Source organism: Cupriavidus sp. MPR-AND1C (assembly GCF_058809705.1).
The window spans coordinates 1-18,821 of the sequence record NZ_JBXASU010000083.1 but is presented as its reverse complement, the minus strand read 5'-3'; the positions used below and the strand labels follow the sequence as shown (position 1 = coordinate 18,821).

17 protein-coding genes and 1 pseudogene are annotated in these 18,821 nt (G+C 66.6%); 7 read left to right on the top strand and 11 right to left on the bottom strand.

Annotated features, from left to right (window positions below):
• Positions 1 to 65: 65 nt before the first annotated feature.
• Complete coding sequence (locus AC1RWI_RS30405) at positions 66 to 482, top strand: hypothetical protein (RefSeq protein ID WP_492870151.1); 417 nt, start codon at positions 66 to 68, stop codon at positions 480 to 482.
• A gap of 32 nt (positions 483 to 514) precedes the next feature.
• On the opposite strand, the pseudogene AC1RWI_RS30400 reads toward AC1RWI_RS30405, so the two are convergent.
• From AC1RWI_RS30400 to AC1RWI_RS30385, 4 genes and pseudogenes are all read right to left on the bottom strand, one after another.
• Positions 515 to 610: pseudogene (locus AC1RWI_RS30400) on the bottom strand (VOC family protein); the annotation flags it as partial.
• Positions 611 to 691: 81 nt separating this feature from the next.
• Positions 692 to 886: a hypothetical protein gene (locus AC1RWI_RS30395; RefSeq protein WP_043348245.1), complete on the bottom strand. Its 195-nt coding sequence runs from the start codon at positions 884 to 886 to the stop codon at positions 692 to 694.
• Positions 887 to 908: 22 nt separating this feature from the next.
• Complete coding sequence (locus AC1RWI_RS30390; protein ID WP_492870150.1) at positions 909 to 2,600, bottom strand: FAD-dependent monooxygenase; 1,692 nt, start codon at positions 2,598 to 2,600, stop codon at positions 909 to 911.
• 107 nt (positions 2,601 to 2,707) lie between these two features.
• On the bottom strand, positions 2,708 to 4,078 hold the full coding sequence (locus AC1RWI_RS30385; RefSeq protein ID WP_236701916.1) for an MFS transporter: 1,371 nt from the start codon (positions 4,076 to 4,078) through the stop codon (positions 2,708 to 2,710).
• Between the two features lie 381 nt (positions 4,079 to 4,459).
• On the opposite strand from AC1RWI_RS30385, the gene AC1RWI_RS30380 reads away from it, so the two are divergent.
• Positions 4,460 to 4,855 carry a MarR family winged helix-turn-helix transcriptional regulator gene (locus AC1RWI_RS30380; RefSeq protein ID WP_330218481.1) on the top strand — a complete coding sequence of 132 codons (396 nt, stop codon included), beginning with the start codon at positions 4,460 to 4,462 and terminating at the stop codon, positions 4,853 to 4,855.
• A gap of 160 nt (positions 4,856 to 5,015) precedes the next feature.
• On the opposite strand, the gene AC1RWI_RS30375 is transcribed toward AC1RWI_RS30380, so the two are convergent.
• Positions 5,016 to 5,810: an IclR family transcriptional regulator domain-containing protein gene (locus AC1RWI_RS30375; RefSeq protein ID WP_043348237.1), complete on the bottom strand. Its 795-nt coding sequence runs from the start codon at positions 5,808 to 5,810 to the stop codon at positions 5,016 to 5,018.
• A gap of 182 nt (positions 5,811 to 5,992) precedes the next feature.
• Here AC1RWI_RS30375 and AC1RWI_RS30370 point away from each other — a divergent pair, with 182 nt between their 5' ends.
• Positions 5,993 to 7,639 carry an acyl CoA:acetate/3-ketoacid CoA transferase gene (locus AC1RWI_RS30370; RefSeq protein WP_492870149.1) on the top strand — a complete coding sequence of 549 codons (1,647 nt, stop codon included), beginning with the start codon at positions 5,993 to 5,995 and terminating at the stop codon, positions 7,637 to 7,639.
• 175 nt (positions 7,640 to 7,814) lie between these two features.
• On the top strand, positions 7,815 to 8,813 hold the full coding sequence (locus AC1RWI_RS30365; RefSeq protein WP_043348231.1) for a Bug family tripartite tricarboxylate transporter substrate binding protein: 999 nt from the start codon (positions 7,815 to 7,817) through the stop codon (positions 8,811 to 8,813).
• A gap of 214 nt (positions 8,814 to 9,027) precedes the next feature.
• On the opposite strand, the gene AC1RWI_RS30360 is transcribed toward AC1RWI_RS30365, so the two are convergent.
• From AC1RWI_RS30360 to AC1RWI_RS30350, 3 genes are all read right to left on the bottom strand, one after another.
• Positions 9,028 to 10,833, bottom strand: coding sequence for a flotillin family protein (locus tag AC1RWI_RS30360; RefSeq protein WP_492870148.1), 1,806 nt, complete (start codon positions 10,831 to 10,833; stop codon positions 9,028 to 9,030).
• Positions 10,834 to 10,898: 65 nt separating this feature from the next.
• Entirely contained in the window at positions 10,899 to 11,558 is a 660-nt protein-coding gene (locus AC1RWI_RS30355) for a YqiJ family protein (RefSeq protein ID WP_043348226.1), read from the bottom strand.
• 63 nt (positions 11,559 to 11,621) lie between these two features.
• On the bottom strand, positions 11,622 to 12,308 hold the full coding sequence (locus AC1RWI_RS30350; protein ID WP_492870147.1) for a PspA/IM30 family protein: 687 nt from the start codon (positions 12,306 to 12,308) through the stop codon (positions 11,622 to 11,624).
• A 540-nt stretch (positions 12,309 to 12,848) separates the two neighbouring features.
• Here AC1RWI_RS30350 and AC1RWI_RS30345 point away from each other — a divergent pair.
• A complete protein-coding gene (locus AC1RWI_RS30345) occupies positions 12,849 to 14,339 on the top strand; it encodes a DEAD/DEAH box helicase (RefSeq protein ID WP_043348221.1) in 1,491 nt (496 codons plus the stop codon).
• Positions 14,340 to 14,427: 88 nt separating this feature from the next.
• Here the strand turns inward: AC1RWI_RS30345 and gluQRS are convergent, their stop codons facing one another.
• Together gluQRS and AC1RWI_RS30335 are read right to left on the bottom strand one after the other, a co-directional pair.
• Positions 14,428 to 15,369: a tRNA glutamyl-Q(34) synthetase GluQRS gene (gene gluQRS, locus AC1RWI_RS30340; protein WP_043348217.1), complete on the bottom strand. Its 942-nt coding sequence runs from the start codon at positions 15,367 to 15,369 to the stop codon at positions 14,428 to 14,430.
• Between the two features lie 49 nt (positions 15,370 to 15,418).
• Positions 15,419 to 16,342: a LysR family transcriptional regulator gene (locus AC1RWI_RS30335; protein ID WP_043348213.1), complete on the bottom strand. Its 924-nt coding sequence runs from the start codon at positions 16,340 to 16,342 to the stop codon at positions 15,419 to 15,421.
• 150 nt (positions 16,343 to 16,492) lie between these two features.
• Between AC1RWI_RS30335 and AC1RWI_RS30330 the strand changes: the two genes are divergently transcribed.
• Both AC1RWI_RS30330 and AC1RWI_RS30325 read left to right on the top strand, forming a co-directional pair.
• Positions 16,493 to 17,191 (top strand): pirin family protein, encoded by a 699-nt coding sequence (locus tag AC1RWI_RS30330; RefSeq protein WP_492870146.1) that lies wholly within the window; start codon positions 16,493 to 16,495, stop codon positions 17,189 to 17,191.
• A 159-nt stretch (positions 17,192 to 17,350) separates the two neighbouring features.
• Positions 17,351 to 18,343, top strand: a complete 993-nt coding sequence (locus AC1RWI_RS30325; protein ID WP_043348206.1) for a CobD/CbiB family protein — start codon at positions 17,351 to 17,353, stop codon at positions 18,341 to 18,343.
• A gap of 66 nt (positions 18,344 to 18,409) precedes the next feature.
• Here the strand turns inward: AC1RWI_RS30325 and AC1RWI_RS30320 are convergent, their stop codons facing one another.
• A complete protein-coding gene (locus AC1RWI_RS30320; protein ID WP_043348200.1) occupies positions 18,410 to 18,718 on the bottom strand; it encodes a putative signal transducing protein in 309 nt (102 codons plus the stop codon).
• Between the last annotated feature and the right edge of the window lie 103 nt (positions 18,719 to 18,821).

Here is an 18,821-nt window from a genome sequence, read left to right as displayed (position 1 = left end):
CGCGCCGGCTACGATGGCGCCACCCATGGTGGGCGTGGCAAGTGTTGTCATGGAGCGTGGCGACATTGGCTGCGCCCACCTTCCTCACCATCGGCGTGCTGCTGATGCAGGACGCGCGCAGCGATCATCCGTTCTTCTGGCCGTCGCTGATGGGGATCGTGGCGGCGGCCAATGCCGTGGCGATCCTGCGCATCAACCACCTGCACCGGCATGCCGCCTTCACCGGGCGCGCGGCACTGGCGCTGCGGTTTTCGTGCGCCGGCATGTCGGCGGGCTGCGCCATGTTCCTGGTCCTGGGCTGGGGCACTGGCGTGCTGCCGGAGATGGTGGCGCCGATGGCGGGCATGGCCGACGCGCCCGCGGTGGCGACGGCGCCGTGGAGCGCGGCGATTGCCGTGGTGTTCGGCGTTGGCTCTTTCGCGCATGCCGGCGTGCTGCATGCGTGGATCGGGTTTTGCCATGCGCAGGAGCGGTCTGGCTAGTCCATGGAATCATCGAAATTGGATGTGTCATGCACGAACTTCATGTCCAGGTGCTTCTGGTGCCACTCCACGGTTTGCTTGGCGTCGATGCAGCGGTAGGCGACGTGGTGGCTCTTGTTGATCAACATGGGAAACAAGCCTTGATTTTGGACGAGGGGGTCTCGACCGCCGCGCAAGACCCGGGTCGTGAAAGCGGAGGCCTCGGCCTTTTACAGGTTCTTAAGCGCTACCCGCACGTGCTGCTCGAACTGCTCCGGGGTTCCCAACGCATTGGCGTTGAGCAGCGCCAGCTTGACCAGGAACAACTGCGCTTTGTCCGCGCCGGCCTGGTCGATGGCCGTGGCCAAGGTGTCGTAGACGGCTTCCAGGCCGGGGATGCTTAGGGTCTTGTGGGGGGCAGTCATGGGACTCTCTCCTAATGGATCTTTACTGAGGCAGGGCGTTGGTCAGGGCGGCTTGCAGGCGCGTGGCGTCCAGCGTCAGCCAGCGCGCGCACACGTGCTGGTCGGGGCGCAGCAGATAGCCCGCGCCGCTGGCCTGTACCCCGTAACGACGGCGGAAGTGACCATCGGCGTCGGCAAACGTCAGGTCGGCGCCGGCAACCGGCCCGGTAGCCCCGACGGCGACGACGCGCAAGGGCACGCCACGCTTGCGGGTAGCGGCCAACACGCGCTGCAACGCATCGGGAATGGCCTCTGCCTCGGTGAAGTACAAGAGATCGAAGCCGCCTCCCATATGGTCGAGCAAGTAGTCGTTGGCCGCCAGGCGGATGTTCTGCGGCGGGGCGCCGTGGGCGGGGCCGTGCACGAACAGCGCGTTGTCGTCACCGGGGCAATTGAGGGCCGAATCGGTGTACTCATGCGGTCGCGAGGTGCGCCAGTGGTAGAGCGGACGCACAAACTTCTCGGTTAGCGAGAGCGACAGCACGGCATCACGCAATAGTCGGAAGCCCTCGCTCGGCGGCGCCATGAAGCGCGTGCTCTTGCCCGCCTCGTCGATGATCTCGCGCGCCGCGCCGACACGCTCGGCACTGTGGTTGGCCAGTAGCGCCCTGCCGGCCAAGCCCTTGACCACGAACGCGAGGTGCCAGGCCAGGGACTGCGCGTCCTGAAAAGCGGTGTTGGCGCCGCGCACGCCGAAGATCGGCAGCAGGTGGGCGGCATCGCCGGTAAAGATCACGCGCCCGTGCACATAGTCGGGCAGCGTCAGCGTACGGGCGGAGTAGACCGAGCACCAGTCCATTTCCCAGGGGACGCCGGCGTGGCCGATCATCGCTAGCTGGGCGTCGATGCGCGTCTTGAGCGACTCCGGCTTGAGCGCTTCTTCGGGCGTTTCGCCAGCCGGCAGCTGATAGTCGACGCGCCAGATGCCGTGCGGCTCACGGTGCATCAGAATGGTGTTGCCTGGGTTCCAGTCCGGGTCGAAGTAGGCCAGGCGCTCTGTCGGCAGTGGCAGGTCGATCTTGATGTCGGCGATCACGAAAAAGCCCTCGTAGGAAGCCCCTTCCATCTGCAGTTCCATCGCGGTCCGGATGCCGGAACGTCCGCCGTCAGCCGCGACCAGCCACTCGGTCTCCAGCGAATAGGCGCCTTCGGGCGTGTCCACCTCGACGCGCGCGAAATCGGCCTCCTGCTCGACCTTGATCACCTTGTTGCCCCAGCGAAAGTCGATCAGCGGGTTCGCCGCGCAGGCATCGAGCAGGTACTCCTCCATGTACTGCTGCTGGATGTTCAGCATCGGGAAGAATCGGTCGTCTCCGTCGTGCGGGGCCTCCATCCGGAAGACGTGCTGGCCGCGGTAATACGAATTTCCGAAGCGCCAGGGCAGGCCGTTCTCGGTCATGCGGTCGGCCACGCCGACCTGCTGCAGAATTTCCATCGACCGGCGCGTGAAGACGATGGCGCGGCTGCCCTGGGACACCTGCAGCTCCGAGGTGAGCACTACGCTGGGTACGCCATGGCGGGCCAGTTCCAGGGCGGCGACCATGCCCGCCGGACCGGAGCCAGTGACGACCACCGTCTTGCGTTCCTGCTTCGGATGAGCCGAGGGCAGCCACGGCGTGAATACCTGGTAGTCGTAGTAGATTGAAGGGCGGGCTTCGGTGGTGGGCTGATGCATGGATTTGACTCCAGTTCAATGGATTGAGGTGTGGCGTGGCGCGTCCATGTCGGCAGCCAGGCAGCGTTCCGGGTGGGCAGCGGACAGCGGGCAGTGGGCAATGGGATTCACGGTCGGGCCGTTGTTCTCAGCGTGCGCGGGATCGGCAAGACCAGGAAAATCAAACCGCCTGCGACCAGAAGGGCTGCCGCATAGAGCAGGCCCATAGTGAAGCTGTGCGTGACGTCCTTCAGCCAGCCCACGACCAGCGGATTGAGGGCGGAGCCGAGGTTGCCGGTAGCGTTGATCACCGCGATGCCCAAGGCGCGCGCGCCAAAGCTCAACGCATGGTCCGGCGTGGTCCAGAAGATCGACATTGCGGTATAGGCGCCGGTCGAGGCCAGGCACACGCCCAGCAATTGCACCGCCGGCTCCGAAGAGTATGCCGTCAGCAGCCAGCCTCCCGCCGCGCACAGCATTGGCAGCACGGTGTGCCAGCGGCGCTCCTGCGCGCGATCGGAGCGGCGGCCCCACCAGATCATGCCGATGACCGTGCATACCTGGGGAATCGCCGCCAGCAGTCCAACGGTCGTATTGCTGGCACCGTTGGCGAAGCTCTTGACGATCAGTGGCGTCCATACCGCCACCATGGCAAGGCTGTTGACCAGGCAGAAATAGGCCAGCGAAAATTTCAGCACCGTGGCCGAGGTCAGCTCCGACCACAGGCTGCGTGGCGCGTCGCCGCGCGCCTGCGCCCGCGGGTCAGTCCGGTGCTCGGCAGCCAGCATCTGCGCTAGCGTTTGCTTCTCGCCCGGCGAGAGCCAGCGCGCTTGTTCCGGCGTGTCATTGAGATAAAAGTAAACGATCAGGCCAAGCACCGCGGCCGGCAGGCCTTCAAGCAGGAACAGCCACTGCCATCCCTTCAACCCGTACAGCCCGTCCATGCCAAGGACCACGCCGGAGATTGCCGAACCAAAAGCGGCCGTGACCGGCATGGCGATCATGAACAGCGCATTGGCGCGGGCGCGGTAAGCCGCCGGGAACCAGAAGGTCAGGTACAGCAGCATGCCCGGGAGAAAGCCCGCCTCGGTGATGCCAACCAGCACGCGAAGCCAGTACAGGCTGTGCGCATCCGTGGCGAACAAGGTGGCGGTGGAAGCCAAGCCCCAGGCGACCATGATCGTTGCGATCCAGCGACGCGCGCCGACGCGCGCCAGGATGGCATTGCTCGGTACGCCACAGGCGATGTAGGCCAGATAGAACAGGGTAGTGGCCAAGCCGAACTGGGTGCCGGTAAGACCGAGGTCCTTCATCATCGTCAGGCCGGCGAAGCCGATGTTGATGCGATCCAGGAAAGACACCACGAACAAGAGAAACAGGAACCAAAGCAGATGGCGCGACACCTTGGCGATGACGAGCCTGGCATCGGCAGCGGAGTGACTGGCGGCCGATGCCGCAGCCTTGTCTGTGGGCTGGGGGATAACGATGGGCGATCTCACGGGACTTGTCTCCTACGGCGCCGCCGTCGGCTGGATAAATAACGAAAACGACGACCGCGCATGACATGGCGTCTGGTCGACATAAGCTGCTTTTGGTGCAACGGCTAACCGTGGCGTCTTATGTATTAGTTGTGCACGCAACTAGTCTGCGCTATCGAAACCCTAAGTAATATCCGGGTTTATACTGGTTGTGCGCGCAACTAGTCACCAGAAGCATCAGATGGCGTCGGGTTCGTCCTGATAAGCCATGCCACCCCCGTTGGTTGTGTCCGCAACCACGCGGCCGTATAGTTCCTTCATCACATTTTTTGCCTTGAGAGGTACCTGTTTGTGACTGCCCGATACACGCCTGTTGCGCTCGACCGCACCTTGACACACCGCTTGCACGAACTTGCCAAGCTCACCGACCGGGTAACGCAATTGGCTTACGAAGCAGAAGTCGGTATTCCCATGCACGAGGGACGGTGTCTGGCCGCGATCGGCTCGTTCAGCCCGTTATCGGTGAACGATCTGGCGCGTCGCGCAAACCTTGACAAGGGGCAGGCGAGCCGTGCGGCACAGTCGCTGGTCGACCAAGGGCTAGTACGCAAGGAGGCGAGTGCAACCGACGGTCGCGGCGTCGTCCTAACGCCGACGGCCAAGGGAGAGCGCATGTGGCTGCGCACGATGGCCCTGATCGAGCGCCGCAATGCCGAAATCGTGTCGTGTCTCGATTCCGATGAGCAGCGGCAATTCGATCATCTGCTTGAGCGCTTGGTCTCACATGCGCGGGCGTGATTCAGCGTGAAAAAGGGGCTAACCACACGCGGCTTGGCAACGCGATTTTGGATCACGCTTCTCGCGCAGGGCAAGTAGCCGGCCTTGCCCCGTTTCCCGTGCCAGGCGTCTCGCCTTGGATGTGCATTGCCGATGCGCCGCTCGGGCGCCGCCGATGCCCTCAACGCCGGCGCAGCAGCGCCTCGAGCTCTCCGGCGGCGTGCTTGAGCGCCGGCAGGTAGTGCTGCGCCAGGTGCGCCGCATCCCGGCTGCCCAGCACCATGCTCAAGCCGAGTCCCGCCACCACCTTGCCGGACTCGGCGCGCACCGGCACCGAGATGCCGGCGAAGCCGTCCACCAGTTCGCTGATCAACGTGCAGTAGCCGTCGCTGCGCACTTGCTTGAGCGTGCGCGCCAGCGCCGTGCGCGAGCTGACCGTGAACGGGGTGAGCTTGCGCAGCTGCGCGGTGGCAAGGTAAGCCTCGAGCGCCTTGTCGTCCAGCCCGGCCAGCAGCACGCGGCCGAGCGAGTGGGCGTAGGCTGGCATGCGCCGCCCCACGCCCATGTCGACACGCAGGATCTGCGGCGGCTCCTCGCGCGCCACCAGCGCCACCGATTCACCGTCCAGCACGCCCAGCGAGCAGGTTTCCCCCGTCTGCTCGGAGAGGGCCTTGAGGTAGGGCGCGGCCAATTGCGGCAGGTTCATCGACGCAAAGTACGCGTAGCCCAGGTCCATCACGCGCGGGGTGATGGAAAAGTCCCGGCCGTCCTGCGCCACATAGCCGTTGTGCTGCAGGGTCAGCAGCAGCCGCCGCGCCGCGGCACGGGTCACGTCGAGCTGCTCCGCCACGTCCTGCATGGTAAGGCTCCCCGCGCCGGAGGCGAACAGGCGCAGCAGTGCCAGGCCATTGGTCAGCGAATCGAGCAGCTCTTCCTTTTTTTGCGGGTTGGCCGGGGGCGTTTCGGGGCTGTTCATAGCGAGAGGAGACGGAAATAGGGTGATTTTAGTGCGCTGAACGCACTTGCGCGATGCCGGCATGACTACGTATGATAGGCGTTTTGCGAACAAATGTTCGCAGAATGTGTGGTGCGGAGTGCGGTCCGGCGCAGCGCGTGCAGGCTGCACGTCGCGCCGAGAAGAACACGATGGAGACAGCCATGAAGGTCATCAGCGCGCAGCAGGCTGCTGCGCTCGTGCAATCCCGGTGGACCGTGGCCAGCGCCGGTTTCGTGGGCGCCGGCCATGCCGAGGCGGTGACGGACGCGCTCGAGCGCCGTTTCCAGGACGCCGGCATGCCGCGCGACCTGACGCTGGTGTATTCGGCGGGGCAGGGCGACCGCGGCGCGCGCGGGGTGAACCACTTCGGCAATGCGGGCATGACCGGGCGCATCGTCGGCGGGCACTGGCGCTCCGCCACGCGCCTGGCCGCGCTTGCCATGGCCGAGGCGTGCGAGGGCTACAACCTGCCGCAGGGCGTGCTGACGCACCTGTATCGTGCCATCGCCGGCGGCAAGCCCGGCGTGCTGACCAAGATCGGCCTGCACACGTTCGTGGATCCGCGCACGGCGCAGGACAGCCGCTACCACGGCGGCGCCATCAACCGCAGCGCGCAGGCGGCGATCGCCGAGGGCCGCGCGAACTGGGTCGAGGCGGTCGATTTTCGCGGTGACGAATACCTGTTCTATCCGAGCTTCCCGATCCACTGCGCGCTGATTCGCTGCACCGCCGCCGATACGCGCGGCAACCTGAGCACGCACCGCGAGGCCTTTCACCACGAACTGCTGGCGATGGCGCAGGCGGCGCACAACTCCGGCGGCATCGTGATCGCGCAGGTGGAGTCGCTGGTGGATCACCATGACAACCTGCAGGCCATCCACGTGCCCGGCATCCTGGTCGACTACGTGGTGGTGAGCGAGAACCCGGTGCATCACCAGATGACGTTCGCGGAGCCGTTCAATCCAGCCTACGTGACGCCGTGGCAAGGGGAAGCTGCCAGCACGGCCAGCGCCACCAGCGCACCGGCGCCAGCGGTGCCGGCCGTGCCCCCCGAGCTTGATGCCCGCACCATCGTGCAGCGGCGCGCGGTGCTGGAACTGGCGCGCAGGCAGCCACGCGTGGTCAACCTCGGGGTTGGCATGCCCGCCGCCGTCGGCATGCTGGCGGTGCAGGCCGGCGTTGACGGCTTCACGCTCACGGTGGAAGCCGGCCCGATCGGCGGCACGCCCGCGGATGGCCTCAGCTTTGGCGCGTCTGCCTATTCGGAAGCGATCGTCGACCAGCCGGCGCAGTTCGATTTCTATGAGGGCGGCGGCATCGATCTCGCCATCCTCGGGCTGGCCGAGCTGGACGGGCACGGCAACGTCAACGTCAGCAAGTTTGGCGAAGGCGCCGAAGCGCTGATCGCCGGTGTCGGCGGCTTCATCAATATCACGCAGAGCGCCAAGGCCGTGGTCTTTGTCGGCACGCTCACCGCCGGTGGCCTGGAGGTGCGCGCCGAGCACGGCACCCTGCGCATCGCGCGCGAAGGCCGCGTGAAAAAGATCGTGCCGCAGGTCTCGCACCTGAGTTTCAACGGCCCTTATGTGGCTTCGCTCGGCATCCCCGTGCTCTACATCACCGAGCGTGCGGTCTTTGAGATGCGCCCCGACGCCATCGGCGCGGAGCACCTGACCCTGATCGAGATCGCGCCGGGCATCGACCTGCAGCGCGATGTGCTGGACCAGTGCGCCACCGCGGTCACCGTGGCGCCCGACCTGCGCACCATGGATGCGCGATTGTTCCGCGCAGGTCCGCTGACGCTCTGAAGCGCTGAGGCGCTGCCGCGCAGCAGCCCGATAACAAACGACCGGCCATGACCGGTCATGGAGGAGGCCATCGAAGCTTTGTCCTGTCTTTCCCGTTAGTTTTTCCGGATCGCCGACGCGCGCGCGGGCTGTCAAGCCGGCACGCGTCATTGCTGGATTACGTTTCATACTTATCATGCAGAAGACAAGCCGTCGTATTTTCTCGCGCCGCCTGGGTGCGGCCATCCTGGGCGTTTCGTTGCCGCTGTGCGCGCCGCAAGCCTTCGCGCAAGCCTATCCGTCCAAGCCCATCCGCCTGGTGGTGCCGTTCCCGCCGGGCGGCCCGACCGATACCGCCGCGCGCATCATCGGCCAGAAGATGGGCGAATCGCTCAAGCAGACGGTGGTGGTGGACAACCGCCCGGGCGCCTCCGGCACGATCGGCGCGGAAGCCGTCGCCAAGAGCGCGCCGGATGGCTACACGCTGATGGTGCTGGCCACGCCCACGCTGCTGGCGCCGCACCTGATCAGCCGCAAAGGCTATGACATCTTCAAGGATTTCACGCCGATCGGTTCCGCCTACGACCTGCCCATCGTCATGGTGGTCAACCCGCAGGCCATGCCCGACGTGACCGACTTGCAGCAATACATCGCCCGCGCCAAGGCCAAGCCCGGCGCGCTTAACTACACCAGCGCCGGCAACGGCAGCTTTGGCCATCTGTCGACTGAACTACTCAAGAGCACCGGGCATTTCGACGTGCAGCACGTGCCCTACAAAGGCAGCGCGCCGGCGATCGCCGATCTGCTGGCCGGCCAGGTGCCGATGATGTTCTCCGACATGATCGCGGCGTTGCCGCACATCAAGGCCGGCAAGCTGCGCCCCATCGCCGTGGGCTCGGCCAGGCGCGTGAGCTTCACGCCCGATGTGAAGACGGTGGCGGAGCAGGGCTTCCCCGGTTTCGAGGCCACCGCCTGGGGCGGCCTGCTGGCCCCCGCCGGCACGCCCAAGGATGTGATCGCCAGGTTGTCGGCCGAACTGAAGGCGGCGCTGGCTGATCCCGTGGTGCAGGAAAAGATGCTGGGCGCGGGCACGGTCGCTGCCTACCAGCCGCCTGAACAACTGGCATCGCGCATGCGCAACGACTACAAGAAGTGGGGCAAGGTGATCCAGGACAACGGCATCAAGAGCGACTGAGATCGAGGCCGGGCACCGGCAGCTTTTCGGTCAGCGCGGGCTGGTCCAGACGCTGGTGGCTGAGCCGGACGCGAAGCTGGATCGAGTGCCGGAGCCAGCCAGGAAGAGCAAGCAAAACGGGCCGCATGCAGTCGATGCATGCGGCCCGTTCTTTCGCGGGTTAGCCGTAAGCCGTAAGCCGTTAGCCGTTAGCCGTCGGGCGGTGAGTCTGCGGTCAGTTGCCTGTGCCGCTGGCTGGTTCGATCTTCGACGTGTTGCCGGCATGGTTGGCGTGCTTCAGGGGCAAGACCTGGGCGTCGTCGTTGCCGTGGTCGGCGTGCGATGCCGTCGGCGCGTGACCGGGAGCCGGGCCGACCGCCAGGCCGGGCACCAGGCCCTGCAGCGAGCCGCCGGCCAAGCCGACTTCCTTGAGCAACGAATCGATCAACGGCGCATGTGCGCGGTAGGACAGCGCGGCGGACATCGCCTGCTCGGCGAGATTGCCGTTGCCATGTCCATTGCCGCCACCGGTGCCTGCGTCGCCGGTTGCCGCCGTGCCGCCGCGGTTGAGGCCGTCGACCTGGATGATCTTGATGCCGTCGATCGCCTTCATCGGCTCCACGCTCTGCTGGATCACGCCCGGCAGCGCCTGCAGCAGCGCCAGCTTGAACTTCAGGCTGGTCTGGTCCGACGACAGCGCGTTGATGGCGTCGTTGAGCGCGCGCTGCGCCTCGGCTTCGGCCAGGCCCTTCTTGCGTGCGGCCTCGGCCAGTTCGACGATGGCGGTGGCCTGCATCTGTGCTGCCTCGCGCTCGGCGCGCGCCTGCGTGGTGACGTGCACCGCCTGGGTCTCGGCCTCTTGCGCGGCCTCGATCAGGGCCACCTGCTTGGCCCGGTCGGCTTGTGCCGTGTGCCGTGTGGTTTCCACCATCTGCTCGGCCTTGACCGCTTCAGCCAGCGCCTCGTTGGCGCGCCCTTGCGCCTGCGACTGCGCTTCCGATTTGGCGGCGATCACGATGGCCTTTTCCTGCTCGGCGATTTCCGTCACCTTGGCCTGCTCGATGGCCGCCATCTGGGTGACGCGCTGCTGCTCGATTTCCTTGACCCGCACGTCGCGCTCGGCTTCGACCTTGCGTGTGCGCACGGCCTGCTCGCGCTGGATCTCGGACTCCTGCACCTGGCGCTCGGCGGTGATGCGGCTTTGCTCGGCCTCCTGCCTGCGCTCGGCCTCGTAGGACGCGATGCGCGCGTTCTGCTCGGCGGTGCGGGTCTTCACCTGCTGTTCCTGCTCAAGCTTCATGAACGATTCCTGCTGCTCGATCTCCAGCTTCTTGGCCAGCGCGTCGCGGTTCTTCTCGCGCACGGAGACCTCGGTGTCCTGCTCGACTTCGTTGCGTTCCTTGCGGCGGCGCTCGGTTTCCTGCGTGAGCTTGGTCAGGCCCTCGGCATCGAAGGCGTTGTTGGGGTCGAAGAACTCCTTCGAGGTCTGGTTGAAGTTGGTGAGCGACACGCTTTCCAGCTCCAGCCCGTTCTTGGTCAGGTCTTCGGCCACGGTGTTCTGCACGCCCTGCACGAACTGCTCGCGCGCGTCCTGCAGGTCCTGCATGCTCATCTGCGCCGCGGTGGAGCGCAGCGCATCGACGAATTTGTCGTCCACCAGCGCGCGCAGGCTCTCCGGCGCCAGCGTGCGCTGGCCCAGCGTTTGCGCCGCGGTGGAGACGCCTTCCACGGTAGGCTTGACGCGCACGAAGAACGCCACCACCACATCCACCCGCATGCGGTCCTTGGTGATCAGGCTGTCGCGTGAGGCGCGGCTGACCTCCAGCTTGAGCGTGTTCATGTTGATCGGGATGATTTCATGGAACACCGGCAGCACGATGGCGCCGCCGCTCATGATCACCTTTTGCCCGCCCAGCCCGGTACGCACGAAGGCGCGCTCGGCCGATGCGCGCGTGTACAGGCGCGAGAAGATCAGGCCGATGATGCACAGGCCGAGCACGCCGGCCAGGCCGATGACACCCCAGAAGATGATGGAATCCATATTGGTTCTGATACTCCGTTGGAATTTGAAAGAAATACCGCGGACGGCTTGCGTGCGCGAGTGGCCTACAGCAGGTCGGGCCGTGGGTTGACGATGGCGCGATACAAGGTGCCCGAGATGCGCGCGACGATCAGTACGGCTTCGCCGCGCGGAAAACGCTGGCCCGGCTCGTCCGGCTCGACGCGCAGGTAGTGGGCCTGGCCGTGTTCATCGACCAGGCGCGCTTGCGCCGGATTGCCGGCCGAGGCCTCGCCGAGCGTGACCTGGGCAACGCGCCCGACGAAGTCGAGCTCGGAGATGGCGGAGGATTCATCCTGCGGAAAATAGCGAGCCACCACGCCGCCGGTGGCGCGCACGAAGGGCAGTGCGCCCAGCGTGGCGAGCACCAGCGCGAGCGCCGTGGGCAGCAGGTGGCCGGCCACGGCAGCGATCACCCATTGGAGCGCCAGGCCGACGATGGCGAAGCCCGTCAGGAACAGCACCACCAGCATCAGCAGCGGCACGCGGCCCACGTGCAGCCAGCCGAGGAACTGGCCGATGGCGCTGGCATCGGCCGCGCTGGCGTCGGTGTGGTCCAGCGCGAAATGCGTGACCAGGAAGCTGTCGGCCTGCTGCGACAGGGCGAGGCCAAGCAGCAGGGCCAGCGCCTCCAGCACGCCGATGACTACCATCAAGCCAATCGCCACCACGAACGGGGCATTGCCCGGCAATAACAGCTGATTCATTTCGGCTTTCTTGTTGTGCTGAAGCGGTCGGGATCGGCAGAGCCGGTGTTTGGCGTGCGCCGCTCAGGAGCGCGCCGCGCCACGTGCGGCCTTCAGGCGCTCGAGGCGTTCGTTAATGCGCTGTTCCTTGTGCAGCGTCTCCAGCCGCTTGAGCAAGGAGGCATCGGCGCCGGAGCTGCCGGCGCCGAGTCCGGCCACGCCGGTGGCGCTGGTCATGGCGCGGTTGAAGCCTTGCTCGAGTTGTTCGGCACGCACGCCGGCGCCTGGCGCGGCGCCAACGCTGGCGCTAGCGCGCTCGGCGGCACCCCGCGCGGCCACCATGCCGGCCAGCGCCTGCTCCATCTCGGCGCGCTTGGTGCGCAGGCCAAGCAGGTCGGCCTCGGTTGCGGCGGACTTTTCAACGGCTTCGCGCAGGCTGCCGTTGAGCGTGCCGAGCTGGTCCTCGAGGTCGATCTGGCGCTCGGTGCCCGCGCGCGCCGCGGCGTCGTCGCCGTGGCTGAGCGCCACCATGACTTGTTCGTCGAGCCGCTCGATCTCGTTGTCGAGCCGTGCGATGGCCTTGGCGGCCTGGTGCCTGGCCGCCTCGTGCTGGCCCAGCCCGACCCGCGCCTGCGCGATCACCTCGTCAAACTCGCGCAGGTACTGCTCCAGCACGGCTTGCGGCGCGCGCGCCTCCAGCGAGCTGACCAATGCGTGCACATTGGCGGTCAGCAGTCGTTTCACACGGTTACCCAAGCCTTCTGTCGTCATGGTGTGTTTCCTTGGTGCATCGATAAGACGCCGCCTGGGCGGCGATGGCGTAACACAGGAAATCGCGATCTTAGGTGGTTTTTTGTCCACTAATGATCGTTTTTGTCATTTTTAACACTAATTTAACGCTAGCGGTGTGCGGGCGGTCGGTGAGGCGGGGGCGTAGGGCGGCGCGCGTCGGGTGACCCCCGGGCGCAACTGGCCCGGCGGCACGCGCATGGCACGGGCGGTGATGCGCGGCTCCAGCTCGCGGTGACATGAAGTTGAAATCCGCCGCGCCGAAACTGGCGTAGCCGCCACACCCGCACTACCCTTAAACGGGCCGCTGATGCTACAATCTAAGTCTTTGATTTACATGAGCTATTGATCGCGCGGCGGAATTGCCCGCAGAGGCACGGACAGACGACGGCTTGCGGTGGCGTGCGGCAACACAGCGCGCCCCATGCGGCCGGCCCCTAAATCCATGCGCAGATCTCCCCCGCTCGGTTCAAGACGCGTGTCCGTTGGCGCCGGGTTCGCCTCCTGCAAGACACGGAAACCATGACGACTACGACCACTGACCAGACCACCCCCGAGATCACCTTCGACAGCTTCGGGCTGGATGCGCGCATCCAGCGCGCGCTGTCCGAGCAGGGCTACACCAAGCCCACTCCCATCCAGGAGCAGGCGATTCCCGTGGTGCTGCTGGGCAAGGACGTGATGGGCGCCGCCCAGACCGGCACCGGCAAGACCGCCGGCTTTGCGTTGCCGATCATCCAGCGCCTCTTGCCGCTGGCCAGCGCCAGCGCCTCGCCGGCGCGCCATCCGGTGCGCGCCCTGATGCTCACCCCCACCCGCGAACTGGCCGACCAGGTCTACGACAACGTGGCCCGCTACGCGCGCTTCACGGACCTGCGCAGCACGGTGGTGTTCGGTGGGGTGGACATGAACCCGCAGACCGAGGCCCTGCGCCGCGGCGTGGAAATCCTGGTGGCGACCCCGGGCCGGCTGCTCGATCACGTGCAGCAAAAATCGGTGAACCTGTCGCAAGTGCAGATGCTGGTGCTGGACGAGGCCGACCGCATGCTCGACATGGGTTTCCTGCCCGACCTGCAGCGCATCATCAACCTGCTGCCGGCACAGCGCCAGACGCTGCTGTTCTCGGCCACCTTCTCGAGTGAAATCAAGCGGCTGGCCGCCAGCTACCTGCGCCAGCCGGTCACCATCGAAGTGGCGCGCAGCAACTCGGCCAACGAAAACGTGCGCCAGACCGTGTTCCAGGTCGAAGACGGCCACAAGCAGGCCGCCGTGGTGCACCTGCTGAAGAAGCGCGCGGCCGAAGGCCTGTCGCGCCAGTGCATCGTCTTCGTCAACAGCAAGATCGGCTGCTCGCGCCTGGCGCGCCACCTGGAGCGCGAGGGCATCAACGCCGCCGCCATCCACGGTGACAAGACCCAGACCGAGCGCATGCAGACGCTGGATGGCTTCAAGCAAGGCAATATCGACGCGCTGGTCGCCACCGACGTGGCGGCGCGCGGCCTCGACATTCCCGACATGCCCTGCGTGATCAACTTCGACCTGCCGTTCAGTGCCGAAGACTACGTCCACCGCATCGGCCGTACCGGCCGAGCCGGCGCCAGCGGCGATGCCCTGTCGATCTACGTGCCGGCCGATGAGCGCCTGCTGGTCGATATCGAAAAGCTGCTCAAGCGCAGCCTGCCGCGTACGCCGCTGGACGGCTTCGACCCCACCGGCGCCGGCGCCCGCGCTGACGAGAACGACCGTCGCCGTGCCCGCACCGAAGTGCGCCGCCCGCGCGCCAATGGCGACGGCGACGAGCCGCGTGCGCGCCGCAACGATCCGGCCAGCTCGCGCAACGCGTTCCGAGCGTCCGACGATTCCTTCTTCTCGCGTCCTTACGAGCCGAGCGCCGCGGCGATTGCCGCACAGCCCGACGTGACGGACAACGGTGCCGCCGCCTTTGGCCGCGGCCGTCCGGCGCCCAAGCGGCAGCTGGCGGCGCTGCTGGGCGGCGTGCCGCGCAAGTCCTGAGCGCCGCGGCGCGGCACCGCGTGTAGCGGATCGCTGCCGCCGCAGTCAACAAGAGAGGCGCCTTCGGGCGCCTCTCTTGCTTTGGGCTTCATGCCATTCTGGGGGGCGTCGTCGCTTCGCGGTGCGCCTGGGCGGGCAGGCGTTCCAGCAAGGCCGCCCAGCCGGCCGTGGCGTCGCTCAGCCAGCTCTGCACCGATTGCGCCGCGCTCGCCAGTCCCAGGTGCGCGCCGGCCGTGCGCAGCGCCGCCAGCGGATCGAGGTCGTCGATGGCCTGCGCGCCGCTTTGCTTGCTGAGCTTCTCGCCCAGCGCGTTGGTCACCACCGGCACATGCAGGTACGACGGCGTGGGCAGCCCCAGCAGATGTTGCAGGTGGATCTGCCGCGGCGTGGAGTCGAGCAGGTCGGCGCCACGCACGATATGCGTGATGCCCTGGTGCCCATCGTCGACCACGACTGCCAGCTGGTAGGCCCACAAGCCATCGGCACGGCGCAGCACGAAGTCGCCGAGCTCGGTTGCGAGGTCCTGGCATTGCCGGCCTTGCCAGCGGTCGTCGAAGCAGATCAGCGCGGCGTCGCCGTCTGGCACCCGCACCCGCCAGGCGCGGGGCGGCTTGCCATGCAGGCCGTCGCGGCAGGTGCCGGGATACCCGAGCGTCTGGTGGCGCTCGCGCGCATGCAGCAGCGAGTCGGCGATTTCCTTGCGTGAGCATCCGCAGGGATAAGTCCAGTGGTCGGCATCGAGCTGGCGCAGCGCCTCGGCGTACAGCGCTTCGCGCCGGCTCTGCCATTGCGGCGGCTCGTCCGGATGCAGGCCGAGCCGCGCCAGGGCCCGCAGGATCTGCTGGTCCGCGCCGCGCACGCAGCGTGGATAGTCGATGTCCTCGATGCGCACCAGCCAGCTGCCAAGATGGGCGCGTGCGTCGAGCCAGCTGGCCAGCGCGGTGACCAGCGAGCCCATGTGCAACGGGCCGGTGGGGGAGGGCGCAAAGCGGCCCCGGTAGCTGGGCGCCAGGCTCGGGCGGGTAGGCATGGCAAAAGCAGGTGTTAGACGGTGATGGGTCCGGCGATTGGTCTGGTGCTTAGTCGGGCTGGCCCGGCTGCTGCTGGAGCAGGGCTTGCGCCAGGCGCGGGTCATCCAGCTTGTTGGCCCACCATTGCAGCGCCTTGCCGCGCGTGCTGGTGCGCCAGGCCACCTTGAAATTGCCGGGGGCGCGCACCTCCAGGGTCTCGCGTGCCTGCAGCACGCCGCTTTCGATAAAGGGCTGCGCCATGGGCGCCGGCAGCCAGCCGCAGCCCAGGCCGCGGATCTGGGCTTCGAGCTTGTCGCGCATGGTGGGCACCACCAGCACGTCCTGCCCGGCGAGCACGCCATGGGTGCGGGCCGGCAGGTTGCGCGAGGTATCGCCGACGGCCACGATGCGGTGCTTGGCGATCTGCAGGGTGGTCAGCGGGCCGGGCTCGGTCGCCAGCGGATGATGCGCGGCCACCGCAAAGACAAAGGGCATGGAACCCAGCGGGCGCACCTGGAAGCCCTGGGTGCTCGGCGCATCGTAGGCGCCGCCGATCACCAGGTCGGCGCGGCTGCTGACCAGCGCATCCCATGCGCCACCCAGCACTTCCTTGGCAAAGCGCAGTCGGGTGGCATTGTTCTCGGCATAGAAGTCCTGGATGACCGGCAGCAGGGCGCGGAAATTGATCAGGTCGTCGACCACGATGGTCAGCGTGGCTTCCCAGCCGGTGGCCAGCCGCTTGACGCGGCGGGCCAGGTCGTCGGCGGCGTGCAGCAGGTGGCGGCCTTCGTCCAGCAAGGCGCGCCCGGCGGGCGTGAGTTCGGCGCGGTGGCGGCGTCGGTCGAACAGCAGCACGTCCAGGTCTTCCTCCAGCTTGCGCACCACATAGGTGAGTGCGGAGGGCACTTTGCCCATCTCGTGCGCAGCGGCGGCAAAGCTGCCCTTGCGCTCGATGGCGTCAAGAACTTCCAGGGATTCGAGAGAGAGTGCCATGTTCAGAATTTCTGAATGAATGCTTCTAAGATCGGTCCGCCAAATATACGCCTGCCACCCTAAACTGCCTAGCATCGAAACGTTGCGCAAGGCCAGGACTAGGATTAACCCAGCTCCTGCGCCGATGTGGCCTGAAGGAGGGCCGTCAAAATGATTGAAATCAGAAAGGCGGGTGAACGTGGTTATGCCGATCATGGCTGGCTCAAGTCGTACCATACGTTTTCCTTCGCGGACTACTACGATCCCAAGCACGTCCAGTTCGGCCCGCTGCGCGTCATCAACGAAGACCGTGTAGCGCCGGGCATGGGTTTTGGCACCCATGGCCACCGCGACATGGAGATCATCAGCTATGTGCTGGAAGGCGAATTGGCCCACAAGGACAGCATGGGCAACGGCAGCGTGATCCGCCCCGGCGACGTGCAGCGCATGAGCGCGGGCACTGGCGTGCGGCACTCGGAGTACAACCACGCCGCACACGACACCACGCACTTCCTGCAGATCTGGATCCTGCCGGAGAAGTCCGACCTTGAACCCGGCTACGAGGAAAAGCACTTTCCGTCGGCCGACAAGCGCGGCCGGCTGCGCCTGGTGGGCAGCCGCGACGGCGCCGAGGGCTCGGTGGTGATCCATCAGGACATGCGCCTGTATGCCGGCCTGTTTGACGCAGACGAGTCCGCCACGCTGGCGCTGGCGCCCGGGCGCCGCGCCTACGTGCATGTGGCGCGTGGCCGCGTCACCGTCAATGGCAAGGCGCTGGAAGCGGGCGATGCCGCACAGCTGGAAGGCGCCGAGGCCGTGACCCTGGCGCACGGCGATGGTGCCGAAGTGCTGGTGTTTGACCTGCCCTGAGGCGTTGCTTCGGCAGCCCGCAGCCCGCCCGCTTTGCCGGCGGGCTGCGGTGCTTTGTCTGGGCGGGTTTGCCGTATGCTATCGTCTCGTTATAGATAAGCGATCAGCCCGGCACACGCGCCGCCTGATGCGCCCTGGCCATCGACACCCAGACCAGAGATGACATTTGTATCCGTTCTCCTCGCGCTGATCGCCGAGCAGTTCCGCGCCCTGGGCCGCAACAATCCGATCTACGACATCGTGCGCGTTCTTGCCGAGCGCGCCGAGCATGCCTTTGACACCGGGCGCCCGCGCGATACCGCGCTGGCCTGGTTCACGGTGGTGCTGCCGCTCACGCTGACCGCCATGGTGGTGCATTACCTGCTGGCCTCCATCAGCGTGGCGCTCACGCTGGCGTGGAATGTCCTGCTGCTCTACCTCACCCTGGGTTTCCGGCAGTTCAGCCACTTCTTCACCGATATCCACGAGGCGCTCAACCGCGACGACCTGCCGCGCGCCCGCGCGCTGCTGCACCAGTGGACCGGTCTCGAAACCATTGAAATGCCGGTCACGGAAATCGTCCGGCATACCCTGGAAGCCGCCATTGTGGCCGTGCACCGGCATGTGTTCGGGGTGTTTTTCTGGTTCCTGGTGCCGATCGGCCCGGGCGGCGTGGTCCTGTACCGCATCGCCGAGTACCTTGCGCGCCACTGGAATATCCCCTCCACGGACCGCAGCCCCGCGCTGGGCCGCTTTGCCGCGCGTGCCTTCTACCTGCTGGACTGGATTCCCTCGCGGCTGACCTCGGTCGGCTTTGCCATCGTCGGCAATTTCGAGGACGCGGTCTATGCGTGGCGTAACCATGCGCGCAAGTGGAACGATGCCGTCAACGGCATCCTGCTTGCCAGCGGCGGTGGTGCGCTTGGCGTGCGCCTGGGGGTGCCGCTGGCGGAAGAGAGCACTGCCGTGGTGCTGCGCACCAGCCTGGCCGGCCCGGCGGTGGACTATGCACCGGGCATGGAAGACGATAGCGAGCCGGAGGCGGTCGCGCCGGAATTCGGGGTGGAGCCCAACGTGCGTACGCTGCAATCGGCCATCGGCCTGGTGTGGCGTGCCGTCGTGCTGTGGATGCTGCTGCTGGCGATGTTGTCGCTGGCGCTCTGGGTGGGCTGAGCCAACTCCGCCGTACCCGTTGGCCGTTGACCATCGACGCCCGCGCTTGCCGCGGGCGCTTTGCTTTCAGGGTTGCCGCGGCGCGCCGCATTGCCAGCACGAGCCGAACTGCGCATCGTGCCATTCCCCGCAGGACGCGCAGGCCCATCGCGGCCCCGGCGCCGGATTGGCGGCGGCGTGCAATACCTCCCAGGCCTCGGCCTCCCGTTCATCGTCGATCAGCCAGACCTGGGGGGCGCTCTCGCGAAACGGGATGTCACCCATGGCGCCCGCCAGCCAGGTATTGCGCAAGTCGGCACGGATGCCAGCGGCTTCCAGCACGTTCTGGCAGTGCGCGGCATGGACGAGGGAAGGGGTCGATAGCAGTAGTTTCATCGGGATCGGGCGCGCCGCATGCCCGTTTGCCCGCAGGCGGCGCGCCCGATTACCTTACCACGGCTTTTGCTGGCGGGATTCGTGCAGCAGCTGCGTGTAGAGC